Below are 22,435 nucleotides of genomic sequence, written 5' to 3' on the forward strand. Positions count from 1 at the left end.
GGTACTGCACTTTTGTGGGTGTGGGAGAGTAGGTCGCCGCCGGTTTTTTATTCAAAGGAGGATCCTTACGGATCCTCCTTTTTTGTATCTGCGCATAGATATACTCCAAAATAAAAGGGGTGGCTCTCTATAGATCATCTATAGAGAGCCACCCCCTTTTCGTATTTAAAGAGACTTATACATCCTCCACGCCTTATAGCTCAAAGGAAGCTGTAGAGGCAGCCGACCATAAGCAAGAGCACGCATAGCAGGCGGCTTAGAACGCCACATATGAGCCATCTGCACATTCGCAGGAAACACCGCAGCATAGAGAGCAATAGAACTCAATGCACCCAGCTTACGAGTCTTTGGGCAGGCAAGCATAGCTGCAATACTCAGCTCAGCTGCACCCGAGAGATACGTATAAGCGCGAGGCTTACCGGGAAATGACGGAGGAATAATAGAGTCGAATGGTTCTGGCTTCAGGAAATGCAGAGTGCCCATAGTAGCTAGAGCTGCTGCAGTGCGTCGAGCAGATTGGTTGGCTGCTTCACGGTCTAATAGGAATGACATACTCCAATTCTAGATGAGCTGTTCCAGATCGAGTGTATATGTTCCACGTGAAACATTGCAGATTCTGACGGCTATTTGAGGCGAAGATACGGATTATTGAGTGCGCGAGTTCTAGAGACTGTAGCTCGGTGCATTAAGAGCTATGATTGCGTTGCTTTTTTGGAGACAAGAGTAGAGGGTGTTGGGTTTGGGTTTCTGAGACTGGGGCGCAGTACGAGGAAAAGGCGTTCGCGCACGACCCTGATCATTTCGCTGGAGCGAAATGTTCAGGCTAATAGCGCTCAACCTTTTCCTCTGCCCGCTCCGGTTCCCGAGATGGCTGGGTTTTCTTTTCTGCTTGGCTTTGGTCTGTATCTCGTGTTCCAAAGATGGTTGGGTCCCCTGATGTCCGCGCTGTTTCTCTCTTATCTCTCACGCTCTGCAGATGGCTGGGACTTACCCCTGCAGCCCTGAGGAGGGGCTGCGAATGGGGTTCTGCGCTGCTTGCGTTTTGCACGCGTGTTGCCTGATCTTGTACCCACTTTCGGGGTGGTAGGGTTTCGTAGATTTCTTTCCTTTCTTCAAACTCGGATATGTCTATATCCAATCCGGCAAGGCTGCGGACTATACCACCCGCATGGATGATGTTCTTTAGCCCCAGTAAGGGCTGGGAGGCTGGTGAACCCAAAAACCCTACACCCTCGGTATCATCGTCCCATGCGCCACGTAATTGAGCCGATGAGCTGAGCCCCAGGTAATTGCGTTTCTTCAGTCCACGTGCGCGAGCTTCTTACCTGATCGTCAGAGGCTCATCCCATACGACTACTGACAGGCTGTGAGCGTAGATAATGTTCATTGAGCCATGAAATACAGTACTCAATAGACACTTAGAGCGCTCACAACCTGTCGATATATATCGTTTTTGGGCATGGGCTGGGATTAACACAAGGTGAATCACTATGGGCGTATGGGATGATCCCCAGGCATTAGCATTGTTGAGACCAGTAGCGTGTGTTTTTTACCCGATCGTCAGAGGCTCATCCCATGCGGGTATGTAAAATACCCCCACGTCGCGAATACTATTTTTCGTCGCGAAGGAAGACACCCCTCGCGACAAAAAATACTATTCGCGACGTGCGAGCATAATCGTAGTATTCGATGCGGATGATCATTTACGGGGCGCATGGGACGATGCTAAGACAGTCGCGTTCTACAGTTCGCTTGGGTTGGATTTCCTGCCGGATCTAAAGAGCATCATCCCATGCGGGGGTGTGACCGCAGTCTAGCCGTATTGGGAGAGAAAACGTAGAGCACCCAAGAAAAGGGAAGAAGCCTCAGAAACGCTAGCACCCCGAAGTCGGGGAAAAGAACACCGGAAGACGCGTGCGGAAGGCGAGAACTCGAAAACCCTATTCGCCGTCCCCCTTCAGGACTGCACGGATAAGTCCCAGCTCTCTGCAGAACGCAAGCATAGAGGTGAGAGTGGAGGCACGCGACTTACGAGTTATGACAAACCCCGCACCACCAACACAATAAAAACCTGTGTCAGATAGTGCGGGGTGTGGCATTGTCTGAGCTGGAGCGGTCTCTCTACTCTCGCCTCCAAACTCGCAAACGCAACCATAAGCACGGAATGTCTTTTCCTCGCACCGCGACCCAACCTCAAAAACTCGGAGCCATAACCACTTCGGAAACGTGACGTACGAGTACAAGCCGCAAGGAGAAGAAACGAGCGTCGGCGCGCAGTTTTGCGCAGGAAGTATGAAAAACCAACCCGAACTAGCCTCATAAAGGTGATACTTCCGGAGCAATGTTTGAGCACCCGCGAAGTTTCAATCTCCACCGCGGCGCCGGAACCAAAGTGCTCAATGAAACTCAGATAAAGCTCATGGGACGAGCCCCAGGCAGTTGTGTTTTCGAGACCAGTAGCGTGTGCTTCTTACCTGATTGTCGGAGTATCATCCCATGTGAAAAATCAGATACTCAGCCGCAGCCTAGCCATAGTGTTTATAGAGAAGGCATGGTGAAAATGGTGTATGCCAGGTAAATCATGAGCAAGCCGATTGCAATATCGAGTACTCTCCATGCGGCAGGCTTAGCGAAAATCGGTCGGAGGAATCGAGAACCATAACCGAGCAGCAGGAACCAGGCGAGGGATCCGAAGCAGCATCCAATGTAGTAGTACCAGCGTCCGGGGTCACCGTAGTTATTGGCGAGGGATCCGAGCAGAATAGTGGTGTCCAAATAGGCGTGCGGGTTGAGGTAGGTCATGGCTGCGGCGATAAGAAGCGCTTTGGTTAGTGTTTGGGGTCCGCTGTCGGCGGTGTCAATAATGAGCGCTTCACTTTTGCGGCTGCGCCATAGGGCGTTGAGGCCGTACCAGAGCAGGAAGATGCTGCCTCCGTAGCGGAAGACTTCCAGGATCCAGGGTGCGGCGTGGATGAGACTGCCGAAGCCGAAGACTCCAAGCCCAATGAGGAGCACATCGGAGAGTACGCAGAAGATAATAATGGGGGTCACCCAGCGTCCTAGGATTCCCTGTTTGAGGACGTAGCTATTTTGGGCGCCGATGGCGACGATGAGGGTCAGTGTTGTGGTGAAGCCGGTGAGTGCGATGGGTAGGAGTGCGGTGTCAATACTCATGTGTTGAGCATACCCAACACGCCGACATAAATCTATTTCAAGAATTTTAAGTAGCATAAAATAGTCTTATGAGCCGTTTGAGTGCAGACCAGCTACAGACATTCGTCACGATTATTGAATACGGGACCTTCGAGGCCGCCGCCGATATTCTCGGAGTGAGCGCCCCGGCTATTTCCCAGCGTGTGAAAACCATGGAGCGCATTGCCGGTCAGGTACTGCTGCGCAGAACCAACCCCATCGAGCCGACAGCGGCGGGGGAGAATATTCTGCGTATTGCCCGCCAGAGCGAGTACCTACAGCAGGAGTTGGAGCGTGCCTTGGCGGGCTCTACAGGGCATCGCACAATCTCTATTGCGGTTAATGCGGATTCTCTTGCCACCTGGTTCATGGAGGCTGTACGCGCCCTGGCGGTGGAGGAATCTATTTATTGTCAGATTCGCCGCGAGGGCGAGTTTCAGTCCAGTGCCCTGCTGCGCAGCGGTGAGGTGATGGGGGCGATTACTTCTGATCCTCACCCTATTGCAGGCTGCAGCTGGGAGCCTCTGCGCGTTATGAAGTATTGGGTGGTGGCGTCGAGGGAATTTGTGCAGCGTCATTTTCCTGATTTCCCGCGCGTGTCTTTGGAACAGCTGGATGCTGCCCCCGTGCTGGAGTATGACCGTCAGGATTATGGCTATCACCGGGCACGGCAGCTACTGGAGGCACAATACCGTATAAACCCCGAGGAGAGCGACTTTAGCTTGTCTGAGCGGGTTCCGGCTCCGCGTCTTTATGTTCCTTCCTCACCCGATTATGCCCGTGCCGTGGATGCCGGGTGTGCCTGGGGCGTACTACCCTGGGAGCAATGCGAGAAAGGTCTGAGCTCCGGGGAGCTGGTGGCTCTGGTGGAGGAGCCTTTTGAGGTGCAGCTATATTGGCAGCATTGGAATATTGACTCTCCTCTGCTGGCTAGCGTGACGGATGGGATTCGTCGGGCTGCCGATGCGGGGCAGAATTCATGAGTTGGTTGGATCGCTATCAGAGCTTTTTATATTTGCTCTCCCTAAGCCTTGGTGCAGCCCTATCGCTAGTACTGGGTGTTGAGGGTACCGCCTGGTGTGAGCTGCTGGTTCCGGCTGTTTTGGGTGTGCTGCTCTGGGCTAATTTTATGGGTATTCCCTTCTTTAGCGTAGATAGTAGCGCTCGGGCAAGCCGCTCCCTCTCTGCTGAGGTGGCTCGGATTCTGCCCGTTATTCTAACCGTTAATTGCGTGCTTAATCCTCTGATTGTCTCAGTGCTGCTGGTGCTTTTTCTGCCCGGTGCGGGGGTTGAATCCTACGCGGTGGCAATTATTCTTCTGGCTCCTTGCATTGATTATGTGGTGGTTTTTACGCGCCTTGCCGGTGGGTCTTGGCAACCCTTGCTGGCTTTAACACCTCTGCTTTTGAGTGTTCAGGCTATCTATATACCTATATTGACCTGTATTTATAGTTACATTGGTATATTGCCAATTATTCATATAGAGGGTTTTGGTGGCTGGACCGAAGGATACGGAATCGTTATCTTAGTGCTCCTGCTTCCCTTCGGTGCAGCCATTGCCCTGCAATATTTATTGCGCCATGCACCCAGAACCCCCAGTGCCGCCCTGCGCACAGCCAGCTATATAGCACGCATTCTAAGCACCAGTGCAGAACGCTTTATGGTGCCTCTGATGTGCCTGCTGCTGCTCGTCATGGCCGCTGCCTACACAGCGCCCGTGGTACACAGTCGGGAGATCGAACATCTAGGACCCATAGCCGCCGTCTATATACTCTACGGGGCACTCTCGGCAGCTGCGGCATATACCCTGGCTCGTATGAGTGCGCGTCTGGATCGCAGCGATAGTATTGCCGTGAGTATGAGCGCTGCAACTCGTAATGCCCTGGTTATATTCCCCGTGGTGAGCGTGCTGGCAGTTAGCTTGCGTCACTACCCGGGTGCGCAGCTTATGCGCCTGAGCGTGGTGCTCCAAACCCTGTGCGAAATTATTATTCTGCTGGCCCTAGTGGTGATTTTCCACTGCACATCCCCTCGAGGTTCAGGACGACAAAAGAACCAAGAGCAGAAACTAACAGGAAAGCAGAAGCTAACGGATCGAAACCTGCGCTAAAGATCGGCGTAGAGCGCACGATTAAACTCAGGAGCCGGTACCCGAGATCATCTCGGATACCGGCTCCTGCGTTTCAACGCTATAGTAAGCTATCGCCAGCGTGTCATCATGAGCATACTAACCATGAGTGCGCCCACGCCCACGCCAATATTACCGCCACCAATGCTCGGTACCGGGTACAGACCGCTCGTAATGTAGTAGACAATAATCCACAAAATGCCCACCACCAGCAGGGAAAACATAATCACCTTGTACCACAGGGGGGTGGGGGACTTGAGGGTCTGGCTGCTCTCCAGCTCCCGAGCCACGCGCATAAAGCGCTCATCGTCAGCAGAGAGAGGCTCTTTCTTAGCCTTCTTAGACTCAGACTTCTTCGAATCGGATGCCTTCTCGGCCTTGGTGGAGCTATCCTTGACCTCCGAGGTCTTCTCCTGGCTCTCTTTGGCCTCCTGAGCTTGCGCCTCGCGTGCCTTCAGCTCCTCAGAACGAGCCTTGGCACGCTGAGCCTGTGCCGCAGACTTCTTACGCTTAGAATTTTTCCGAGCAGATGTGGTCGCCATCTATCCTCCGCATGGTATTAGGCAAACTTTTCATGTACGTTAGAACTATCTTTGCAGACTCGCGGGATGATTTCATCTTTGACTCGCGTTCTCTACACTAAAGATAGATAGACTCTACGGTACAAAGGATAAGCTATGGCCCGAACCAGCACGGCAGCACAGAAGCAGCCCGCCCCCAAAAGCGCCCTGCAATGGGTCGTTCAAATCCTGGGCGAGCTGCTCATTACCGCCGGACTTATCCTGCTACTCTTTGTCGCCTGGCAGCTATGGTGGACCAATATTGCCGCCAATAACACCCAGGCAGCAGCCGTAGACTCCCTAAGCCGTGAATTCGATCAGGCAACACCCCAAGAAATTATTGAATGGGACCCCGCCAACCCCGTGAGCACCCTAGAGGACCCCGCCCACGGCCAGGCGTTCGGTATTATCTACATCCCCAAGCTCGGCAATGACTACCAGCGACCCCTGGCGCAGGACACCACCAGCGATGTTATCGACACCCTGGGCCTGGGTCACTACGACGAAACCGCCCTACCCGGCCAGGTAGGTAACTTCTCCGTCGCCGGCCACCGCCAAACCCGCGGCGCCGTACTGGACTATATCGACCAGCTAGAAACCGGGGATAAAATCTATGTGCGCACCAAAGACGGCTACTACATTTACAGCGTCTATAGCCACGAAATCGTCACCCCCGACCGCGTGGATGTCATTGACCCCGTTCCCGGCCAGCCCGGCGTAGCACCCACCGAGCGCCTGATGACGCTCACCACCTGCCACCCCCGCTATGGCGATACCGAACGCTATATTGTGCACGCGCGCTTTGAATCCTGGCGCCCCGCAGCAGCCGGTGCCCCCGAACCCATTGCCCACCTGACCACCAAGTAACCTAGAGAAAAGGAACCCACCATGTACGGCTGGATTTTCCGCCACCTGCCCGGTCCGCTCTGGGTACGCATTCTGATCTCCATTCTGCTCATTGCCGCGATTGTCTATGCGCTCATGGAGTACGTATTCCCCCATTTTGCTCAGTACGGGCCCTTTAACCTGGACGTCACCATTGACCCCGGTAGCTCAAGCCCCTCTGCCAGCCCCACAAGCCGCTAAGACCTACCCTAGAGGAGAATTATGACTCGCATCCTGGTCATTGATAACTACGACAGCTTTGTCTTTACCCTGGTCGGCTACCTGCAGCAGCTCGGCGCCGAAACCACCGTCATTCGCAATGACGAAAAAAGCCTGGAAGAAACCCTCGCGCTCGCGGCAGAGCACGATGGTGTACTGATCTCTCCCGGCCCCGGCGCACCCGCAGAAGCCGGCGTCATTATTGATACCATTCGCTGGGCTGCCGATGAGCACAAGCCCCTGCTGGGCGTGTGCCTGGGGCACCAGGCCATTGCCGAGGCATTCGGCGCAACCGTCAGCCACGCTCCGGAACTGATGCACGGTAAGACCTCGGTGCTCACCCACGAAAACATCTCCGTCTTTGTGGACGTTCCCAACCCCTTTACCGCTACCCGCTACCACTCCCTGGCGGTGGAACCGGACTCTCTGCCCGATACTCTGGAGGTCACCTCCGTGACCGATAACGGCATTATTATGGGTCTGCGTCACCGCACCGCTCCCATGCACGGCGTGCAATTCCACCCCGAGTCGGTCCTGACCGAAAGCGGTTACCTGATGCTCGGCAATTGGCTTGAAGAGGTCGGTCTTGAAGGGGCGGCAGCTCGCGCTAAGGAGCTCTCGCCGTTGATTGGTTAGAGTTCTACCGGCTAGGCTCCTAGGAACCGATAAGCTATCGCGTATACGGGCTGTCAATCACCGTGAGAGAGGCAGCCGTATAGCTAAAGGGCGTTCTAGAGGGTGTAAATCCCTCTAGAACGCCCTTTTATATATTGAACGTTTCTTTATACGCTAAAGGCTCTAGAAGCTCTTAGAAGAGCTGCTAGAGCCTTTAGCCTAGGTAATCTAGATATTAGCCGCGGCTAGACGAAGCGGTGCTGTTACCAGTGCCATTTGCCGGAGGATTAGCAGCACCAGCCGGAGTGTTCGGAGCCGAAGAGCTGGGAGCGCTGGTCGCACGAGCGGTAGCCGCAGGAGCCTGAGTCGGCGCGGTGGTCGCACGAGCGGTCGGCGCGGGAGCTGCGCTACTGGGAGAAGCGCTGGGCTCGGGAGCCTTCGCCACCTCAATGGTCACAGTGGTGTGCTGCTCAGCCGGAGTATCCGCCGCCAAGCTCTGGGAAATCACAGTACCCGCCGGGTTATTGCTGGTGGTCACGTACTTAATATTCACGTGCAGCTGAGCGTTCTTCAGAGCCTCGGTAGCAGCATCCTGGGTCTTACCGACCACGGAGGGAACCTTGACCTTACCGGAGGAAAGAATAATATCCACGGTAGAACCAGCCTCAACCTCACCGGAATCGGGGGAGAGACCCACCACCATACCGGCCTGAACATCCACACTATCCACAGTGGACACGCGGCCATCTACCAGGCCGGCTTCCTTGAGCAGGTTACGGACATACGCCTCGCTCTGACCGCGAACATCATCCTCGGTGGGCAGCTTCACGCTCTGCGGACCCTTCGAGAGAGTCACAGTGATCTTGGAGCCCTTATCCATCTTGGTACCGGCAGCCGGGTCAACGCTCAGAACATTACCCTTCTTGACGGTATCGGAGAAAGCCTCCTTATACTCGAGCTGGAAGCCCAGGTTACGCAGCTGAGTATCAGCATCGTCCTTGGAGACATTGCTAATGGTCGGCACCTGAACCTGAGGAACCTCATTGAGTTTGGACTGGTAGTACAGAACCGAACCCACCAGGCCCAAAGCCAGCAGCACAATAGCCGAGACCATCAGGAAGCGACCCCACACGCTCTTGCGGGGCTCTTCCTCGTAGTAAATCTCTTCTTCCTCGTACTCCTCGTCCTCATCCGGGTCGAAGAAATTACCCAGATCGCCATCCTCAACATCGGAGGTGGAATCCAGAGAAGAAGTGTAGGGAGAGTAATCGCCAGCACCGGAGGCAGCCACCACAGCAGCCGGTACAGTGTAGGCGGTAGTCATTGCCTCATCCACCGGAACGGAGCTGGAGGGAGAAATCGCCTCTGCCAGGGCAGCAGCGAACTCATCAGCACTCTGGTAGCGCTGAGCCGGATCCTTAGACAGAGCGGTGAGCAGAACAGCATCCACCGCAGCCGGAATCTCCAAAGGAGTAAAGGAAGAGGGAGCCGCCGGAGTATCCGAGAGGTGCATAGCCGCCAAATCAACATTGGAATCAGCTACAAAAGGCGGACGGCCAGCAATCATCTCATAAATCACGCAAGCAGCCGAGTACAGATCGCTACGGGTATCAACCTCTTCACCCTTGACCTGCTCGGGAGACATATAGCGTGCACTACCCATAACCACATTAGCCTTGGTCAGTGCCTCGCCAGCCTCTTCCAGGGCGCGAGAAATACCGAAGTCCATGACCTTAATCTGACCGGGTTGACCCTTAGCGATATCTTCTTCGGTCACCGGCAGAACCATAATATTCGCCGGCTTAATATCGCGGTGCACAATACCCTTGTCGTGGCTGTACTGCAGAGCACCCAGCAGCTGACGGGCATAACCGGCAGTTTCGCGCAGGGGCAGGTGACCACCCGAGGAGAGAACCTCACGCAGGGTACGACCGGTCAGCAACTCCATCACAATATAGGGAAGGGTTGCTTCGGAGGATGCCGCCTGTGCGCTATCGCTACCGTAAGACTCCGAGGGCGAGTAGTTACCCGTATCGTACACGGCAACAATCGCCGGGTAGTTCAGGGAAGCAACAGCCTCCGCCTCACGCTTAAAACGGGCACGGAATGTAGAATCCTGGGCCTGTTCCGGGCGCAGAATCTTAACCGCGACCTTACGGCCGAGGCGAGTATCCTCTGCAGAATACACGGTAGCCATCGCGCCGGTACCGATGACATCGATGACCTTATAACGGTTGTCTACCGTATCAGGAACCAACAGGTCCATATAATCTCCTGGGTAATACAAATCAGAAGTAGAAGCTTAAAACATTAACGGGCAGAAGCCGAGGCAGAAGCCTTCGCGCTAGCCGTCGGCGCAGCGCTCGCACGTGCCGGGGCACTGGGAGCAGCGGAGGCGCTAACATCCGGATCCGGCTCTTCCGTAACCGTGGTTACACGAGCGGGTGCACCCGAGCTTGAATTCGCAACATACACATCTACCTTACTACGAATCTCAACTTTCGTTCCAGATTCAGGCGAAATGCGAAGCACAGTGCCCGGAGCCTGTGTGGGAGAGTGCTCATAGTGAATCGTGACGTTCAGACCCAGCTTGCTAATAGTCGAGGTGACCTCGTCCGAAGAACGACCCACCAGGTTCGCGGGAATCTCCACCTGCTTACCGGTGGAATACTGAACCGTAATCGTCGTTCCCACCGTCACGCTACCGGAAGGGGAAATCTGCAGCACCGTATTAACGGGCTGATCCGACTCAATACCGACCTTCTGCACCACCAAACCGGCAGCAACCAGCTCCTGAGCAACCTCATCCACCGGACGATTCACATAGCTGGCGGCAGAAAGATTCACTGCGCGAGCATTAGAAGCACTGGAGCTAGCCTTCGGCTCAGCAGAAGAGGAAGCACTCACCGAAGCTGAGGGAACCGCCTCAATCTCCTGGGCTGCCTGACGCTGATTGCTAAAGAACATCATCACCAGAGCACCAAGAGCCAAAAGCAGTGCCACCACTACAGCAACCCACACCCAGGTATTATTCCCGGACTTCTTGGAAGAAGACTCAGCAGCCACCGGGGTTGCCGAGGTCTCCACCGGAATTGGGGAGGTAGTAGTGCGCGGCTCAAAACGGCCGCCGGTGCCAAAGCGAGGCGCATTGCTGGTAGCCACCACGGGAGCCACGCGAGTAGCATCCTCACCGGGCATGAACTGCTCCAGAGTGGGTACAGCCTTATAAGCCGCCTGCAAATCCCCGCGACGAATAGCATCCACCGCAGCGGCAAGAGCCGTCGCATCGGCAGGGCGCAGCTCCGGTTCCTTCGCCAGCAGGCACATCACCAGCGCGCGCGCCGGAGCCGGAATAGACTCCGGAAGCGGCGGCGGCGGATCATTCACCTGAGCCAGAGCAATAGCAATCTGCGACTCACCCGTAAAGGGGCGGCGGCCGGCAAGACATTCATAGCCAATAATGCCCAAAGAGTACATATCCGAAGAAGGCGTAGCCGGCTGACCGGTAGCCTGCTCGGGCGCCAAATACTGGGCGGTACCCATCACCTGACCGGTAGCGGTCAGAGGCACCTGATTCGCCAGGCGAGCAATACCAAAGTCGGTCACCTTCACGCGATCATCGGGAGTGATAATCAGGTTACCGGGCTTCACATCGCGGTGCACCAGACCCTGAGCATGAGCGGCAGCCAAGGCACGGGCCGTCTGAGCAATAATGTTTAGAATGCGGTCCGGGGACAGGGTGCGCTCGCGCTCAATAATGGCGCTCAGCGGCTCACCGGGCACAAGCTCCATGACCAGGTAGGCGGAATTGTCTTCCTCACCGTAGTCAAACATATTGGCAACGCCCGGGTGGTTCAGCAGCGCCGTGTGGCGTGCCTCTGCGCGGAAACGCTCCAAGAAGCCCGGGTCGCCGGTGTACTCCTCTTTCAGGATTTTGACGGCAACGGTGCGCCCAAGAACCTTATCGCGCGCCTTCCAGACCTCACCCATACCGCCAATTGCGATACGTTCAGTCAGGATATAACGCCCGCCCAAGGTGGTCTCAGCTGAAGGCCTCACTTGTTCAACACCGCCTCAAAGAGTTGCTTACCTGCATTAGTGGAAAGTTGTGCACCGGCAGACACATTCTCGCCCTCATAGACCACCGCAATAGCAATCTGCGGATCATCAGCCGGGGCAAAACCGGTAAACCATGAATTATTCAATCCCGTGGTGCCAATTTCGGCGGTACCGGTCTTACCGGCAACCTTTACACCCGAAATCTTCACACGAGAGGCAATACCATTATCTACTGAATTTACCATGAGATTCTTTACCTGTTCAGCAACCTGCGGGTTGGTGGAGGTACGAAGCTTCTCGGGAGAAAATTCGTAAATGGTACTCAAATTACTCGTCTTGACCGAGCGCACCAGATTCGGTTTCATCTGCACGCCCTTATTGGCAATAGCCGAGCTCATCATTGCGACCTGTAGGGGCGTGGTCTTCACGTCATACTGGCCGATAGATGCCAGAGCCAACTGGCTCTTATCCATACCCGTGGGGAACACCGAGGGGGTAACCGTCAGGGGCACGCTCAGCTGCTGACCGTAGCCGAAATTAGCCGCCGTCTGAGCAATCTTATCCTCACCCAAATCCATAGCAATCTGAGCAAAAGGAGTATTGCACGACTGAGCCAGAGCCCACTCAATGGTCGCCTTGGTGCGGGTGGAACACTGACCACCCACATAGTTCGGCAAGTAGGTATTGGTACCCGGCAGCAGCAGATTCTGCGGATTATCCAGAGTGCTCTGGCCGTTGTACTTACCCGACTCCAGCGCCGCCACCGTATCAATAATCTTGAAGGTGGAGCCCGGGGCGTAGGTATTACCGCCAATAGCGCGGTTCATCAGCGGCTGCTGGGGGTCCCCCTCCAGGGCGGCGTACTCATTGAGCACCGACGTATTATTGTGGCTCGCCAAGGCATTGGGATCATAAGAGGTGGAGGTAGCCATCGCCAGAATCTCACCGGTCTTGGGGTTCATTGCCACAATGGCGCCCTTATGACCTGCCAGAAGATCCGCCGAGAGCTCCTGCAACTTAGAGTCCAGGGTCAGTTCCACGCTCGCGCCGCGGGCGGCATGACCGGAGAACATCTGCACTAGACGATCGTAGAACTGCTTATCGGAGGTACCCGCCAGCTCAGAATCCATTGCCTGCTCAATGCCGGTTGCACCATTGAGAGAGTAGTAGCCGGTCACACCCGCATATTTACGGGCGGTGGCTGCATTGGAGCCGGAGTAAACACGCTGATAATTGAACTCATCATTGGAAGGAATAGAGGAGGCAATCTCCACACCGTCCACCACGATCGGGCCGCGATTAGCACCGTAGTTATCGTAGAGCGCACGGTTATTCCACTGATTATCCATCAGATTATCGGCGTCAAAGACCTGAATATAGCTGAGGGTACCCATGAGCAGAATGAATACGCAGGCCGCTGACATCCACATGCGTCGAATCGCCCTATCCATTGCGTTCACCCTCTCGAGAATCCGTAATGCGCGCCAGCACGCTGGTCGCGCCCTCCGGCTCATAGCTATCATCCACGTGGTCAATGCCGGAAGGAGCATCAAAAGTACTCACCACATGGGGTGCGCGGGCACTATGGGAAATGGAAAGCCACAGCGCCACAATAATCCAGTTAGCCAGCAGCGAAGAACCACCGGCAGACATAAAGGGAGTGGTCAGACCTGTCAGAGGAATCAGACGGGTAACGCCACCGATCACCACAAAGAGCTGTAGAACCATGACCATGCACAGGCCCGCCGAAAGCAGCTTGCCAAAGGCATCACGAGTACCCAGCGCCGCGCGGAAACCGCGAGAAATCAACAGCAGGTACATCATCAGGATCGCGCCCAGACCCAGCAGGCCGAGCTCCTCACCCAGAGAAGTAATGATCATATCCGAGTTAGCGTAGGGCACCAGGTAGGTGCGACCCTCGCCCCAACCGCGACCAAAAAGACCGCCGTAGGCAAGACCAAACACACCCTGCAGAATCTGACCCGAACCGCCATAGGGGGCGTTATAAACCTGCGGGTCAAAGGCATGAACCCAGGCGTAAATACGCGCGTGCACGTGATCCACATGGTTATAGGCAAGCCATGCACCGGAACCCACACCCAGCAGACCAATCAGCAGCCAGGAGATTTTCGCGGTCGCCAGGTACAGCATCGCCATAAACAGGCCGAAGAAGAGAATTGCCGAACCTAGATCCTTCTGGAACACCAGCACACCCAGGCTAATAACCCAGGCAACAAATACCGGCGCCAAATCGCGCAGACGCGGCAGACGAATCGGACCAAACTTCTTACCCGCAGCCAGGATCAAATCGCGGTGCGTTGCCAAATAGCCGGCAAAGAAAATCGCCAGGGTAATCTTGGCAACTTCACCGGGCTGGAAGGTACGACCCGCCAGAGAAATCCAAATGCGCGCACCGTTAATCTCCACACCCAGACCCGGAATCAGGGGCATAATCAGCAGCACAAAAGATGCCGCTAAGGAGGTATACGTAATCTTGCGCAGCACACGATGATTCTTCAAAAACACCAGGATGACAGCGCACAACACCATGGAACAGCCCGTCCAGAAGAGCTGACCATTGCCCACCTTATCCTTCAGGTTGGCATCCACACGGAAAATCATTGCCAGACCAATACCATTCAGAGCCACCACCAGAGGCAGAATAAAAGGATCGGCATAGCGCGCGCGGAAGTAGAGCACCGCATGAATCAGCGCGGAACCTCCGGCAAGAACCACGGTACCGGTCATCCACACGCTACCGGGGGCAGCGGCAGACTCCGGATCAATGAGGTACAGGGCAAAAGAGCCAATACCCACCGCGAAAATCAGCAAAATAAGCTCAACAAAACGGCGGGAACGCACCTTGGGCGAACCATCCGGGTTCGTGGGAGTCATCCAGGAGGTCAGAGCGGAAAAATTAGCCACGCACCTCACCCCCAGCGCTCGCATTGGGTTCTGCACTGGGCGCAAACTCACTGGGCACCACAATGCCCGGAATCTCAGTAATCGTACCCGGAGAAATAGAAGCACTGGGCTCCGTGGGTGCAATGGTTACCGAACCGGGAGAATGGGACGCCGGAGTGGGGTTAGAAATATTGGAATTAGCGTGGGTACGCAAACGCGCGACAATCTGCTGAGCATCCTCAAGGCTGGATGCGGTAATCGTATTGCGCACCTGGGTACGGTTATGCTCCGAGAGGGAAGAAAGCTGAATATCGCTCTCATCCACCACATGGGATAGACGCACCGGGCCCAGTTGCTGGGACACGCCATTATAGATCGCCACATAGCCATTGGACTCGGCAACATAGTAGCGGGTTTCAATCCACTTCAGAGCACCCCAAATACCGCCAATGAGCAGCACAGCGATAAGCACAAAACTAAAGAGACGCACAGGCCAGCGGCGCGGAGTAATTGCCGGCTCATCCTCAGAGACCAGCACCTGAAGCTCCTCAGGCAGGCTCTCCTGAGCGCCAATAGTGCGCTGAGCTAGGGTAGCGCGCTGCTCTAAGGTACGGTTAGTCACCGCCGGAATCTTACCGGTCATAGTCGCAGCAGAAGCCGAACCCACCAGTTGATGTGGTCGCAAGCCAAGCTCGCCGCGCAAAATCTCAGCCGAGGTGCGCGCAGCCTCCACCGGGTGCTGCTCAGAGAGCTTACTGCCGTGCAGCAGGGAACCGGTCAAATCGCGGGCGCGACGGAAACGGCGCAAATGGCGCTCGGGTAGAGAATCACCCTCGGGGCTCAGAGCTGCCGGGGTCCAGGGCAGGGCGGAGGCACCAGCAGCGCTCGCCAGAGCCGACGGGGCAGCCGGAACCGAGGATTCACCCACGGGCTCATCCACGGGCAGCACGGAGCGGTCAATGACCTGCAGAGCCACCACGGTGACATTATCGGGAGCACCGCGCTCCAAGGTCATATCAATCAGGGTATCGGCAATAACATCCAGATCCCCGGTGGAGCGCATAACCTGCTCAATTTCAGCATTGCTGACTACGGCCTCCAGACCGTCAGATGCCAGCACCCAGCGCTCGCCCAGCTGGGCATCCAGGGTTTTGAGCTCAAGCTCGGGGGAAGCGTCCACATCGCCCAGCACGCGCATAATCACATTGCGGTGCGGGTGGGTTTCAGCCTCTTCGGGGGTAATACGACCCTCAGAGAGCAGGCGCTGCACAAAGGTGTGGTCGGTGGTAATCTGCTCAAAACCGTGCTCATGATCGGCAGGGCGCAGACGGTAGGCGCGGGAGTCACCAATATGCGCCAGCTCAATATGATCGCCGTCCACCAGCAGGGCGGTACAGGTGGTTCCCATACCCGCCAGGCGCGCGTCATTAGCCGCCAGCTCATTAATAATGGCGTTGGCGCTCTGAATCTCATCCGCCAGGTAAATACTGGCGGTGCCGTCAAAATCGGGGTGATCTAGAGGAGTCAGGTTCAAAACAGTGGTTGCCGAGGCGACATCGCCGCCCACATGGCCACCCATGCCGTCAGCGACCACCGCAAGATAGCGACCACCATAACCGGAGTCATCATTTTTAGATCGGCGACCGCCCTTATCGGAGCGCGCCGTAAATCGAAAAGCTATTTTCATGCGACTAATCCTTCAGCTGCATTGTCGTGCCGCCGACCCTAAAGGGCACACCGGGCTCAACCACCGTAGCTCGCGTTAGCCGCTCACCATTGAGGAACGTGCCGTTAGTAGAATGCAGATCCTCCAAGAACCAGCGCGAACCCTGAGGGAATAGGCGCGCATGCTTAGTCGAGGCGTAATCATCCTGCAGAGACACCTCAATATCATTGGCTCGACCGATCGTCACGGGGCTATCGCCGAGCACCATAGCAGCTCCAGCCTGCGCACCCTCAATAATGATCAGTTCAGAGGGGCGGGAGGGGGCAACAAAAGGCACGGTTTCGCGGTGCGGCGCCGGAGCCTCAACGGCAATAGCGCGCACATTCTTACCCAAACCCAAGTCGCGACGAGCCGCGCGCACCACCAGGAACACAAAGAACCAGATGAGCGCAAGGAACGCGAAACGGAGAATCGTGACGGTCAGTTCAGAAGCCATAATTAATAACTACCTCCCGGCAATCGGAAGACCAGGCGGGTGCCACCCACATGCAGCACCGAGCCATCCACCAGGGCAACGGGTGCGCGCAGGGGAGAGCCATTGAGAAGAGAGCCATTGGTCGAACCCATATCCTGGGCGACAAAAGCACCATTAGCGTAGGAAATCTGCAGGTGGCGGCGGGAAACACCCTTATCGGCAACACGCAGGTTCGCTTCCTTACCGCGGCCAATGACCACGGGGAAAGTGCTCAGCGGGTGCGCAACACCGTCTACCTCTAGCACGGCGCCGGTTGCGGCAGCCTGGTGGGAGGGCAGGTGGTTCTGAATGCCGGCAAGACGAGCCTGCGGGGTAGCCTGAGGCAACTGGGCTTGGGGAACCTGAGCCTGGGGAGCCGCGTCCTTGGTAATGCGGGTGGGCATATCCTGACGCGGAGGCGCCACGGGACGCACAGCGGGCGCACCGTGAGGTTGAGAAGAGGAGGGGGAGAACTGTTCAAAGGTCGGGATGACCTCGTACTCGCCACCGGAAAGAGTATCCAGAGTCGAGAAGGTCACGCGCACCGCACCCAGCAGGGAGTAACCCTGGGCGCGAGCGTGAGAAACCGCCAGATCGCACAGCTCGGAGGCGAAAGGGCTGCCCCATTCGCGAATACGCGGGAAGTCCTCAGCGGAGAAACGAATAGTGTAAATATTGGGCGCGAGGGCGCGGTTGGTGTGGTCCACATGTGCACTATCGTCCATAATGGTACGAATTCGGTTGGCGATATCCGCCTTTTCGAACGTGCCAAAGCCGCGATTGACTGCGCTGCCAATACCCTGCTCTAGCTTATTGAAGAAACTCAACGCCGCCTCCTTGTTGTACGACCCGGTAGCTCTAATATTTTCGGTGTTTGCTAAACGTGTGAACGTCTGAAGGCTCAAGTTTAGCGAAAATATCTGTGTGTTAGCTGTGTGCTCCACGTACATAGCCCGCAGAGAATACAGCCAATCCTATTTTAGGTCAAAGCGCAGAGAGTGTGCAGGTTATTTGTATAATTACTGCGCCGTAAATGCCTGCAGATGCAAAAAATCCCCGGCTCTTTCGAACCGGGGATATCTGGTGCGCGAGGGGGGAGTTGAACCCCCACGCCCTCACGGGCACACGGACCTGAACCGTGCGCGTCTGCCTATTCCGCCACTCGCGCTTGTGTCTTACGTTGTTCTTTCGAACCTCGCAGGCAACAAGTAATACTATACGGACTTTTCTACCCCGTGTCTACTTGAGAAAGGGTGACTCTCATCACTTAGTTTCTGTGGGGTGCGCGGAGGCGCCAGAATCAGTCGATCGAGCTGCCGCCTCCGCGCGCTCACGGCGTACCCGCAGTATCCACGCCAGGGGTCCAAAATAGGGCAGAATCAGCACAAAAAGCAGCCACTTGAGCTTCTGAACCTCCGTAAAATACGGGCTGCGATGAATGGTCGCCACGCAAAAGAGCATCAGCGCAGCACCGACCATAATCAGCGAAAAATACACATAGCCAATAATCTGCTGAGAATCCACGCGCTCTCCCACACTCCCGAAGTTACACCGACATAGTCTTTCCCCGCGTTGAGCGAGGATATGTGCAGAATAGCACCTTGGGACACAGCCCAAAAATACGGCAGAGAATATAGCGGTGCCCCGCCCGCAGAATAATCTGCAGACGGGGCACAACACCAGAGGGAAAAGTTAGCGAGCGGCCTTTGCCTTACGCTGAGCAGCGGCAGCATCACGCTCAGCCCAGAACTCGCGAGTGGTCACATCATCAGTGCCATCCCACGCCGCAAGGTTTTCAATCTCGGGCATATCCGATGCCTGGAAAATAGGTTCCAGACCATTCTTGCGCTGATCCTCGTAATTCTTCAGGACCTTCACCACGGTACCGGTCATAGCCAGCACAGCAATCAGGTTCACAATCACCATGCCACCATTGAGCAGATCCGCAAGGGTCCACACCAGATCCAGCGAAGCAATCGCACCGAAGAACACAAAAGCCAACACCAGCACGCGCAGGGCCACCAGCGCCCAGGTGCGTTCGGTAACAAAACGAATATTGGACTCGGCGTAGTAGTAGTTACCGATCACCGAAGAGAACGCAAAGAGGAAAATCGCGATGGTTAGGAAGTGCACCGCCCAGGTGCCCAGCTGGCTTGCCAGAGCATCCTGAGTCAGACCCGCACCGCGGCTCTTATCGCCGTACACCGGGTTGGAGAGCAGCACAATAAAGGCGGTCACGGTGCAGACAATCATGGTGTCAAAGTACACGCCCAGAGTCTGCACATAACCCTGCTTTGCCGGGTGAGAAACGGTAGCGGTCGCACCAGCGTTGGGAGCGGTACCCATACCCGCCTCATTGGAGAGCAGGCCTCGCTTCATACCCCAGACAATCGCGCCAATAGCGCCACCGGTAACAAATTCCTTGATACCCAAAGCACCCTGGAAAATCATCAGCAGCATCTCGGGAACCTTGGTGATATTCAAACCAATCACCAGTAGACCCAGCAGAATGTACAGCACAGCCATCACCGGAACCAGCCAACCGGTCACCGAAGAAATAGTGCGAATACCGCCAAAAATAATAGCTGCGGTCAGAGCCACAACCACCAGGCCCACCAGAATACGGAAATCCATACCGTTGGTGCCGGTCACGCCAATATTGAAAGAGTTTGCGGTAGCCTCAACAATAGCGTTGGTCTGCACAGCGCAGAACACAAAACCGTACGTGATCACAATAAACGCCACGAAAATCAGACCCAGCCAGCGAGCCTTCAAACCGCGCTTCATGTAGTAGGCAGGACCACCAATATAGGAATCCTTACCGCGCTCCTTATAGAGCTGACCCAGCAGGGACTCGGCAAAAGCCGAGGCAGAACCCACGGTAGCCACAACCCACATCCAGAACACAGCACCCGGACCACCCATAGCAATAGCCACAGCCACGCCGGCAATATTACCGGTACCCACACGGGAGGCAGCAGAAACCGTAAAGGCGCGGAAAGCGGAAATGCTCTTCTCACCATTACGCTCGGTACCGGCAGGATCGGTCAGGGTGCGGAACATTTCAGGCAGGCCGCGCCACTGAATACCGCGCGTGCGAATCGTAATGTACAGGCCTGCCGCAATCAGGGCGTAGAACAGAAAATAGGTCCACAGGGAACCCTGGGCAATATCAATAACATCGGTCAGCGACGCAGTGCTGCTATTGATGCCCTCAATGACGGAAAGAAGTGAATCCACTCTGCCCCTAACGTTAAATATGCAACGCCTCCTAAGAGTTCCCGGTCTGTGGGCGGGAAGCAGGAGGCTGCAATGACTTATCGGCGCCCGGCGGGGATCTGCCCGCTCGTGGCTCCGACCGGGCGTAATGCCCGCAAGAACTTAGCATCTATTGTGCGGGTAAAAAGATGCCCCCGGCAACCGCCGGGGGACACTTTTGGATATTTGTAACGAATAATTAACCTTCACCAGGCTTAGATTCGAAGACATCCGGGATGCCATTCTCATCCTCGTCAACGCTCTCCTTCAGAGCAATAGCGCGGTAATGCTTATTGCGCGCAGAGAGCAGGGCAGCGCCCAAAATAGCCGCGGTAATGGAACCGACCAGAATCGCGATCTTCGCATCCTCGGTGTGGGCAGAACCGGCGGGGAAAGATAGCTCAGCAACCAGCAGCGAGACAGTAAAACCAATACCGCCGGTCACCGCCAAACCAATTACATCAATCCAGGCAACATCCGGGTCAAGATTCGCACCCTTAAAGCGAGTCACCAGCCAGGTGGTACCCGAAATACCAATGGTCTTACCCAGCACGAGAGCCAGCACAATACCCACAGCTACCGAATCGCTCAGGGCACGACCCAGACCCTCAAAACCGCCCACCGTCACGCCGGCAGAGAAGAATGCAAAGACAGGCACGCAGAAACCGGTGGAGAGGGGACGGAAACGATGCTCCAGGGCCTCGGCAAGACCCGTCTCGGAACCGGCAGCCTCAGAACGCTGATTGTGAATCACCGGCACGCAGAAGCCCAGCACCACACCCGCAATGGTCGCGTGAATACCCGACTCCATAAAGAGCGCCCAGGTCAGCACACCCAGGGGCAGCAGAATAAACCACGCCGCGGGGGTGCGCAGGTGGAACATCGTCTCATAGCGGTGAGTCAGCCACGCAAAAAGAGCAATAGGAATAATAGCCAGCAGCAGATACTCACCGTGGAAATTATTGGTGTAGAAGATCGCAATAATGCAGATAGCAATCAGATCATCCACCACCGCCAGAGTCAGTAAAAACAGACGCAGAGCCGAGGGAAGGAAAGTACCTACACCCGCAAGAACCGCCACAGCAAAGGCAATATCGGTCGCGGTAGGAATAGCCCAACCGTGAATAGCGCTCGCATTGGAGGCATTAATAATCGCGTAAATAATCGCCGGAACCGCCACACCGCCGGCAGCTGCCGCCACCGGCACAATAGCGGTGCTGGGGGAGCGCAGATCGCCAATGACGAATTCCTTCTTCAGCTCCAAACCGGTGAGGAAGAAGAACACAGCCAGCAGACCGTCCGCCGCGAAATGACCCACGCTCATATGCAGATGCTCAAAACCGGGGATATGAATCGGAATCAGAGCATCGCGTGCAGCAAAATAGCTATCGGCAAAGGGAGTATTGGCCCAAATAATAGCCAGAGCCGTTGCAGCTAGCAGAATAAAACCGCCGACGGACTCATTGCGTAGAATTTCGGTGACGCGCTTGGATTCGGCGTAGGAGCCGCGGGAGAGAACAGTATTGGGGGCGTTGGGGGTTGAAGTGTTGGTCATAAATCCTCTTATCTCTTAAATTCCAGTGTACCGCCGCGTGTAGCGCTGAGGATAGAAGAGCAGCCAGCGGGTGCACTAGGTGGACATCTGAGTCGGAGGATCGAGGCATAAAAATATGGGCGGTCGGTACCTAAAGCACCGACCGCCCATATCTGTGCAGTCTTAGAGACTATAAGAATTACTCACCTGCAGCTGCGGGAGCGGAATCATCGCTACCGTGGTTCTCATCCAGCTCGCGAGCAACGTAGTTCTCGATGTCGAAGAGGTTGCCATTAGCGCGCTTAACGATGGTAACCAGGGTCTCCATGGAAGCAACTTCCTCAACCTGCTCCTTGAGGAACCACAGCATGAACTGCTCACCCAGGGGGTAAGACTCGCTGCGTGCAGCTGCGAAGATAGCCTCGATCTGGCTGGTCACCAGCTTCTCCTGTGCCAGGGACATGTCAACGATTTCCTGAACGTCCTGGAAGTCGTTCTTCACAGCGCCGATTGCGGGGATCTGAACCTTGTGGCCGCGGTCGAGCTGGTACTGAACCATCATCAGTGCGTGGCCGCGCTCTTCCATTGCCTGGCGGTAGAAGTGACGTGCCAGCTGGGGCAGGTCCTCGGAGTCCAGCCAGATAGCCATTGCCAGGTACTGGTGGGATGCGGTGAATTCGTGGCCGATCTGTTCGGTCAGCAGTTCGTAGAAAGTCTTAGTCATGAGGATTTCTCCTTGGTTAGGCGGTGTAGGCACCGCGTGTAGTTTTATACGGGACACGCTCGTGTCGCGTTCTGTTATCTATCCTAAAGGGTGAAAATCGGCTTGTATAGACAGAAAAGGCTAATCTTGAACACCGCTTAGGTTGCGCCCAAGCTTTGCCTTGGGCTGTCCTAGAGC

19 protein-coding genes and 1 tRNA gene are annotated in these 22,435 nt (G+C 55.7%); 5 read left to right on the forward strand and 15 right to left on the reverse strand.

The features are described 5' to 3' along the window. Positions 1-165: 165 nt before the first annotated feature. Positions 166-552: a hypothetical protein gene (locus tag Q4P78_RS04345; protein WP_303339111.1), complete on the reverse strand. Its 387-nt coding sequence runs from the start codon at positions 550-552 to the stop codon at positions 166-168. Positions 553-2,538: 1,986 nt separating this feature from the next. After that, positions 2,539-3,174 carry a LysE/ArgO family amino acid transporter gene (locus Q4P78_RS04350; RefSeq protein WP_303339113.1) on the reverse strand — a complete coding sequence of 212 codons (636 nt, stop codon included), beginning with the start codon at positions 3,172-3,174 and terminating at the stop codon, positions 2,539-2,541. 68 nt (positions 3,175-3,242) lie between these two features. Between Q4P78_RS04350 and Q4P78_RS04355 the strand changes: the two genes are divergently transcribed. Continuing rightward, complete coding sequence (locus Q4P78_RS04355; protein WP_303339115.1) at positions 3,243-4,175, forward strand: ArgP/LysG family DNA-binding transcriptional regulator; 933 nt, start codon at positions 3,243-3,245, stop codon at positions 4,173-4,175. After that, positions 4,172-5,302: a hypothetical protein gene (locus tag Q4P78_RS04360; protein WP_303339117.1), complete on the forward strand. Its 1,131-nt coding sequence runs from the start codon at positions 4,172-4,174 to the stop codon at positions 5,300-5,302. Before Q4P78_RS04355 ends, Q4P78_RS04360 begins: the two co-directional genes overlap by 4 nt. Positions 5,303-5,391: 89 nt before the next feature. On the opposite strand, the gene Q4P78_RS04365 is transcribed toward Q4P78_RS04360, so the two are convergent. Further along, positions 5,392-5,862 (reverse strand): cell division protein CrgA, encoded by a 471-nt coding sequence (locus Q4P78_RS04365; RefSeq protein WP_303339120.1) that lies wholly within the window; start codon positions 5,860-5,862, stop codon positions 5,392-5,394. A gap of 135 nt (positions 5,863-5,997) precedes the next feature. On the opposite strand from Q4P78_RS04365, the gene Q4P78_RS04370 reads away from it, so the two are divergent. From Q4P78_RS04370 to Q4P78_RS04380, 3 genes are read left to right on the forward strand one after another with little or no spacing between them, the layout of a single operon-like run. Next, a complete protein-coding gene (locus Q4P78_RS04370; protein WP_303339122.1) occupies positions 5,998-6,747 on the forward strand; it encodes a class E sortase in 750 nt (249 codons plus the stop codon). A 21-nt stretch (positions 6,748-6,768) separates the two neighbouring features. Continuing rightward, the gene (locus Q4P78_RS04375) at positions 6,769-6,966 is read left to right on the forward strand and encodes a hypothetical protein (RefSeq protein ID WP_303339124.1); all 198 of its coding nucleotides are present in this window, start codon (positions 6,769-6,771) and stop codon (positions 6,964-6,966) included. 21 nt (positions 6,967-6,987) lie between these two features. After that, complete coding sequence (locus tag Q4P78_RS04380) at positions 6,988-7,620, forward strand: aminodeoxychorismate/anthranilate synthase component II (protein WP_303339126.1); 633 nt, start codon at positions 6,988-6,990, stop codon at positions 7,618-7,620. Positions 7,621-7,834: 214 nt separating this feature from the next. On the opposite strand, the gene pknB is transcribed toward Q4P78_RS04380, so the two are convergent. The 12 genes from pknB to Q4P78_RS04440 all read right to left on the reverse strand — a co-directional run bounded on the left by pknB (position 7,835) and on the right by Q4P78_RS04440 (position 22,258). After that, the gene (gene pknB, locus Q4P78_RS04385; RefSeq protein WP_303339128.1) at positions 7,835-9,865 is read right to left on the reverse strand and encodes a Stk1 family PASTA domain-containing Ser/Thr kinase; all 2,031 of its coding nucleotides are present in this window, start codon (positions 9,863-9,865) and stop codon (positions 7,835-7,837) included. A gap of 44 nt (positions 9,866-9,909) precedes the next feature. Then, positions 9,910-11,658: a protein kinase gene (locus tag Q4P78_RS04390; protein ID WP_303339130.1), complete on the reverse strand. Its 1,749-nt coding sequence runs from the start codon at positions 11,656-11,658 to the stop codon at positions 9,910-9,912. After that, on the reverse strand, positions 11,655-13,109 hold the full coding sequence (locus Q4P78_RS04395; RefSeq protein ID WP_303339133.1) for a penicillin-binding protein 2: 1,455 nt from the start codon (positions 13,107-13,109) through the stop codon (positions 11,655-11,657). Before Q4P78_RS04395 ends, Q4P78_RS04390 begins: the two co-directional genes overlap by 4 nt. After that, positions 13,102-14,553, reverse strand: a complete 1,452-nt coding sequence (locus tag Q4P78_RS04400; RefSeq protein ID WP_303339293.1) for an FtsW/RodA/SpoVE family cell cycle protein — start codon at positions 14,551-14,553, stop codon at positions 13,102-13,104. Before Q4P78_RS04400 ends, Q4P78_RS04395 begins: the two co-directional genes overlap by 8 nt. A gap of 22 nt (positions 14,554-14,575) precedes the next feature. After that, positions 14,576-16,249: a PP2C family serine/threonine-protein phosphatase gene (locus Q4P78_RS04405; RefSeq protein ID WP_303339135.1), complete on the reverse strand. Its 1,674-nt coding sequence runs from the start codon at positions 16,247-16,249 to the stop codon at positions 14,576-14,578. Between the two features lie 4 nt (positions 16,250-16,253). Further along, on the reverse strand, positions 16,254-16,724 hold the full coding sequence (locus Q4P78_RS04410; protein WP_303339138.1) for an FHA domain-containing protein: 471 nt from the start codon (positions 16,722-16,724) through the stop codon (positions 16,254-16,256). Between the two features lie 2 nt (positions 16,725-16,726). Further along, the gene (locus tag Q4P78_RS04415) at positions 16,727-17,569 is read right to left on the reverse strand and encodes a DUF3662 and FHA domain-containing protein (RefSeq protein WP_303339140.1); all 843 of its coding nucleotides are present in this window, start codon (positions 17,567-17,569) and stop codon (positions 16,727-16,729) included. Between the two features lie 254 nt (positions 17,570-17,823). Next, positions 17,824-17,910, reverse strand: a tRNA-Leu gene (locus tag Q4P78_RS04420). A 95-nt stretch (positions 17,911-18,005) separates the two neighbouring features. Next, positions 18,006-18,266: a PLDc N-terminal domain-containing protein gene (locus Q4P78_RS04425; RefSeq protein ID WP_303339141.1), complete on the reverse strand. Its 261-nt coding sequence runs from the start codon at positions 18,264-18,266 to the stop codon at positions 18,006-18,008. A gap of 168 nt (positions 18,267-18,434) precedes the next feature. Beyond that, on the reverse strand, positions 18,435-19,982 hold the full coding sequence (locus tag Q4P78_RS04430; RefSeq protein ID WP_303339143.1) for a sodium:alanine symporter family protein: 1,548 nt from the start codon (positions 19,980-19,982) through the stop codon (positions 18,435-18,437). 217 nt (positions 19,983-20,199) lie between these two features. Continuing rightward, positions 20,200-21,555: a Na+/H+ antiporter NhaA gene (gene nhaA, locus Q4P78_RS04435; RefSeq protein ID WP_303339144.1), complete on the reverse strand. Its 1,356-nt coding sequence runs from the start codon at positions 21,553-21,555 to the stop codon at positions 20,200-20,202. Positions 21,556-21,733: 178 nt separating this feature from the next. Continuing rightward, positions 21,734-22,258 carry a ferritin gene (locus Q4P78_RS04440; RefSeq protein ID WP_303339146.1) on the reverse strand — a complete coding sequence of 175 codons (525 nt, stop codon included), beginning with the start codon at positions 22,256-22,258 and terminating at the stop codon, positions 21,734-21,736. Positions 22,259-22,435: the final 177 nt, after the last annotated feature.

The organism is Rothia sp. (in: high G+C Gram-positive bacteria) (genome assembly GCF_030540545.1).
Taxonomy (GTDB): domain Bacteria; phylum Actinomycetota; class Actinomycetes; order Actinomycetales; family Micrococcaceae; genus Rothia.

What these genes read in the sequence shown, in the direction of transcription:
- Q4P78_RS04360 (WP_303339117.1), top strand. Translation starts at nt 4,172, where the DNA reads ATGAGTTGGTTGGATCGCTATCAGAGCTTTTTATATTTGCTCTCCCTA.
- pknB (WP_303339128.1), bottom strand. Translation starts at nt 9,865, where the DNA reads ATGGACCTGTTGGTTCCTGATACGGTAGACAACCGTTATAAGGTCATC.
- Q4P78_RS04350 (WP_303339113.1), bottom strand. Translation starts at nt 3,174, where the DNA reads ATGAGTATTGACACCGCACTCCTACCCATCGCACTCACCGGCTTCACC.
- Q4P78_RS04440 (WP_303339146.1), bottom strand. Translation starts at nt 22,258, where the DNA reads ATGACTAAGACTTTCTACGAACTGCTGACCGAACAGATCGGCCACGAA.
- Q4P78_RS04370 (WP_303339122.1), top strand. Translation starts at nt 5,998, where the DNA reads ATGGCCCGAACCAGCACGGCAGCACAGAAGCAGCCCGCCCCCAAAAGC.
- Q4P78_RS04355 (WP_303339115.1), top strand. Translation starts at nt 3,243, where the DNA reads ATGAGCCGTTTGAGTGCAGACCAGCTACAGACATTCGTCACGATTATT.
- nhaA (WP_303339144.1), bottom strand. Translation starts at nt 21,555, where the DNA reads ATGACCAACACTTCAACCCCCAACGCCCCCAATACTGTTCTCTCCCGC.
- Q4P78_RS04395 (WP_303339133.1), bottom strand. Translation starts at nt 13,109, where the DNA reads ATGGATAGGGCGATTCGACGCATGTGGATGTCAGCGGCCTGCGTATTC.
- Q4P78_RS04345 (WP_303339111.1), bottom strand. Translation starts at nt 552, where the DNA reads ATGTCATTCCTATTAGACCGTGAAGCAGCCAACCAATCTGCTCGACGC.
- Q4P78_RS04380 (WP_303339126.1), top strand. Translation starts at nt 6,988, where the DNA reads ATGACTCGCATCCTGGTCATTGATAACTACGACAGCTTTGTCTTTACC.
- Q4P78_RS04400 (WP_303339293.1), bottom strand. Translation starts at nt 14,553, where the DNA reads ATGACTCCCACGAACCCGGATGGTTCGCCCAAGGTGCGTTCCCGCCGT.
- Q4P78_RS04365 (WP_303339120.1), bottom strand. Translation starts at nt 5,862, where the DNA reads ATGGCGACCACATCTGCTCGGAAAAATTCTAAGCGTAAGAAGTCTGCG.
- Q4P78_RS04405 (WP_303339135.1), bottom strand. Translation starts at nt 16,249, where the DNA reads ATGAAAATAGCTTTTCGATTTACGGCGCGCTCCGATAAGGGCGGTCGC.
- Q4P78_RS04375 (WP_303339124.1), top strand. Translation starts at nt 6,769, where the DNA reads ATGTACGGCTGGATTTTCCGCCACCTGCCCGGTCCGCTCTGGGTACGC.
- Q4P78_RS04410 (WP_303339138.1), bottom strand. Translation starts at nt 16,724, where the DNA reads ATGGCTTCTGAACTGACCGTCACGATTCTCCGTTTCGCGTTCCTTGCG.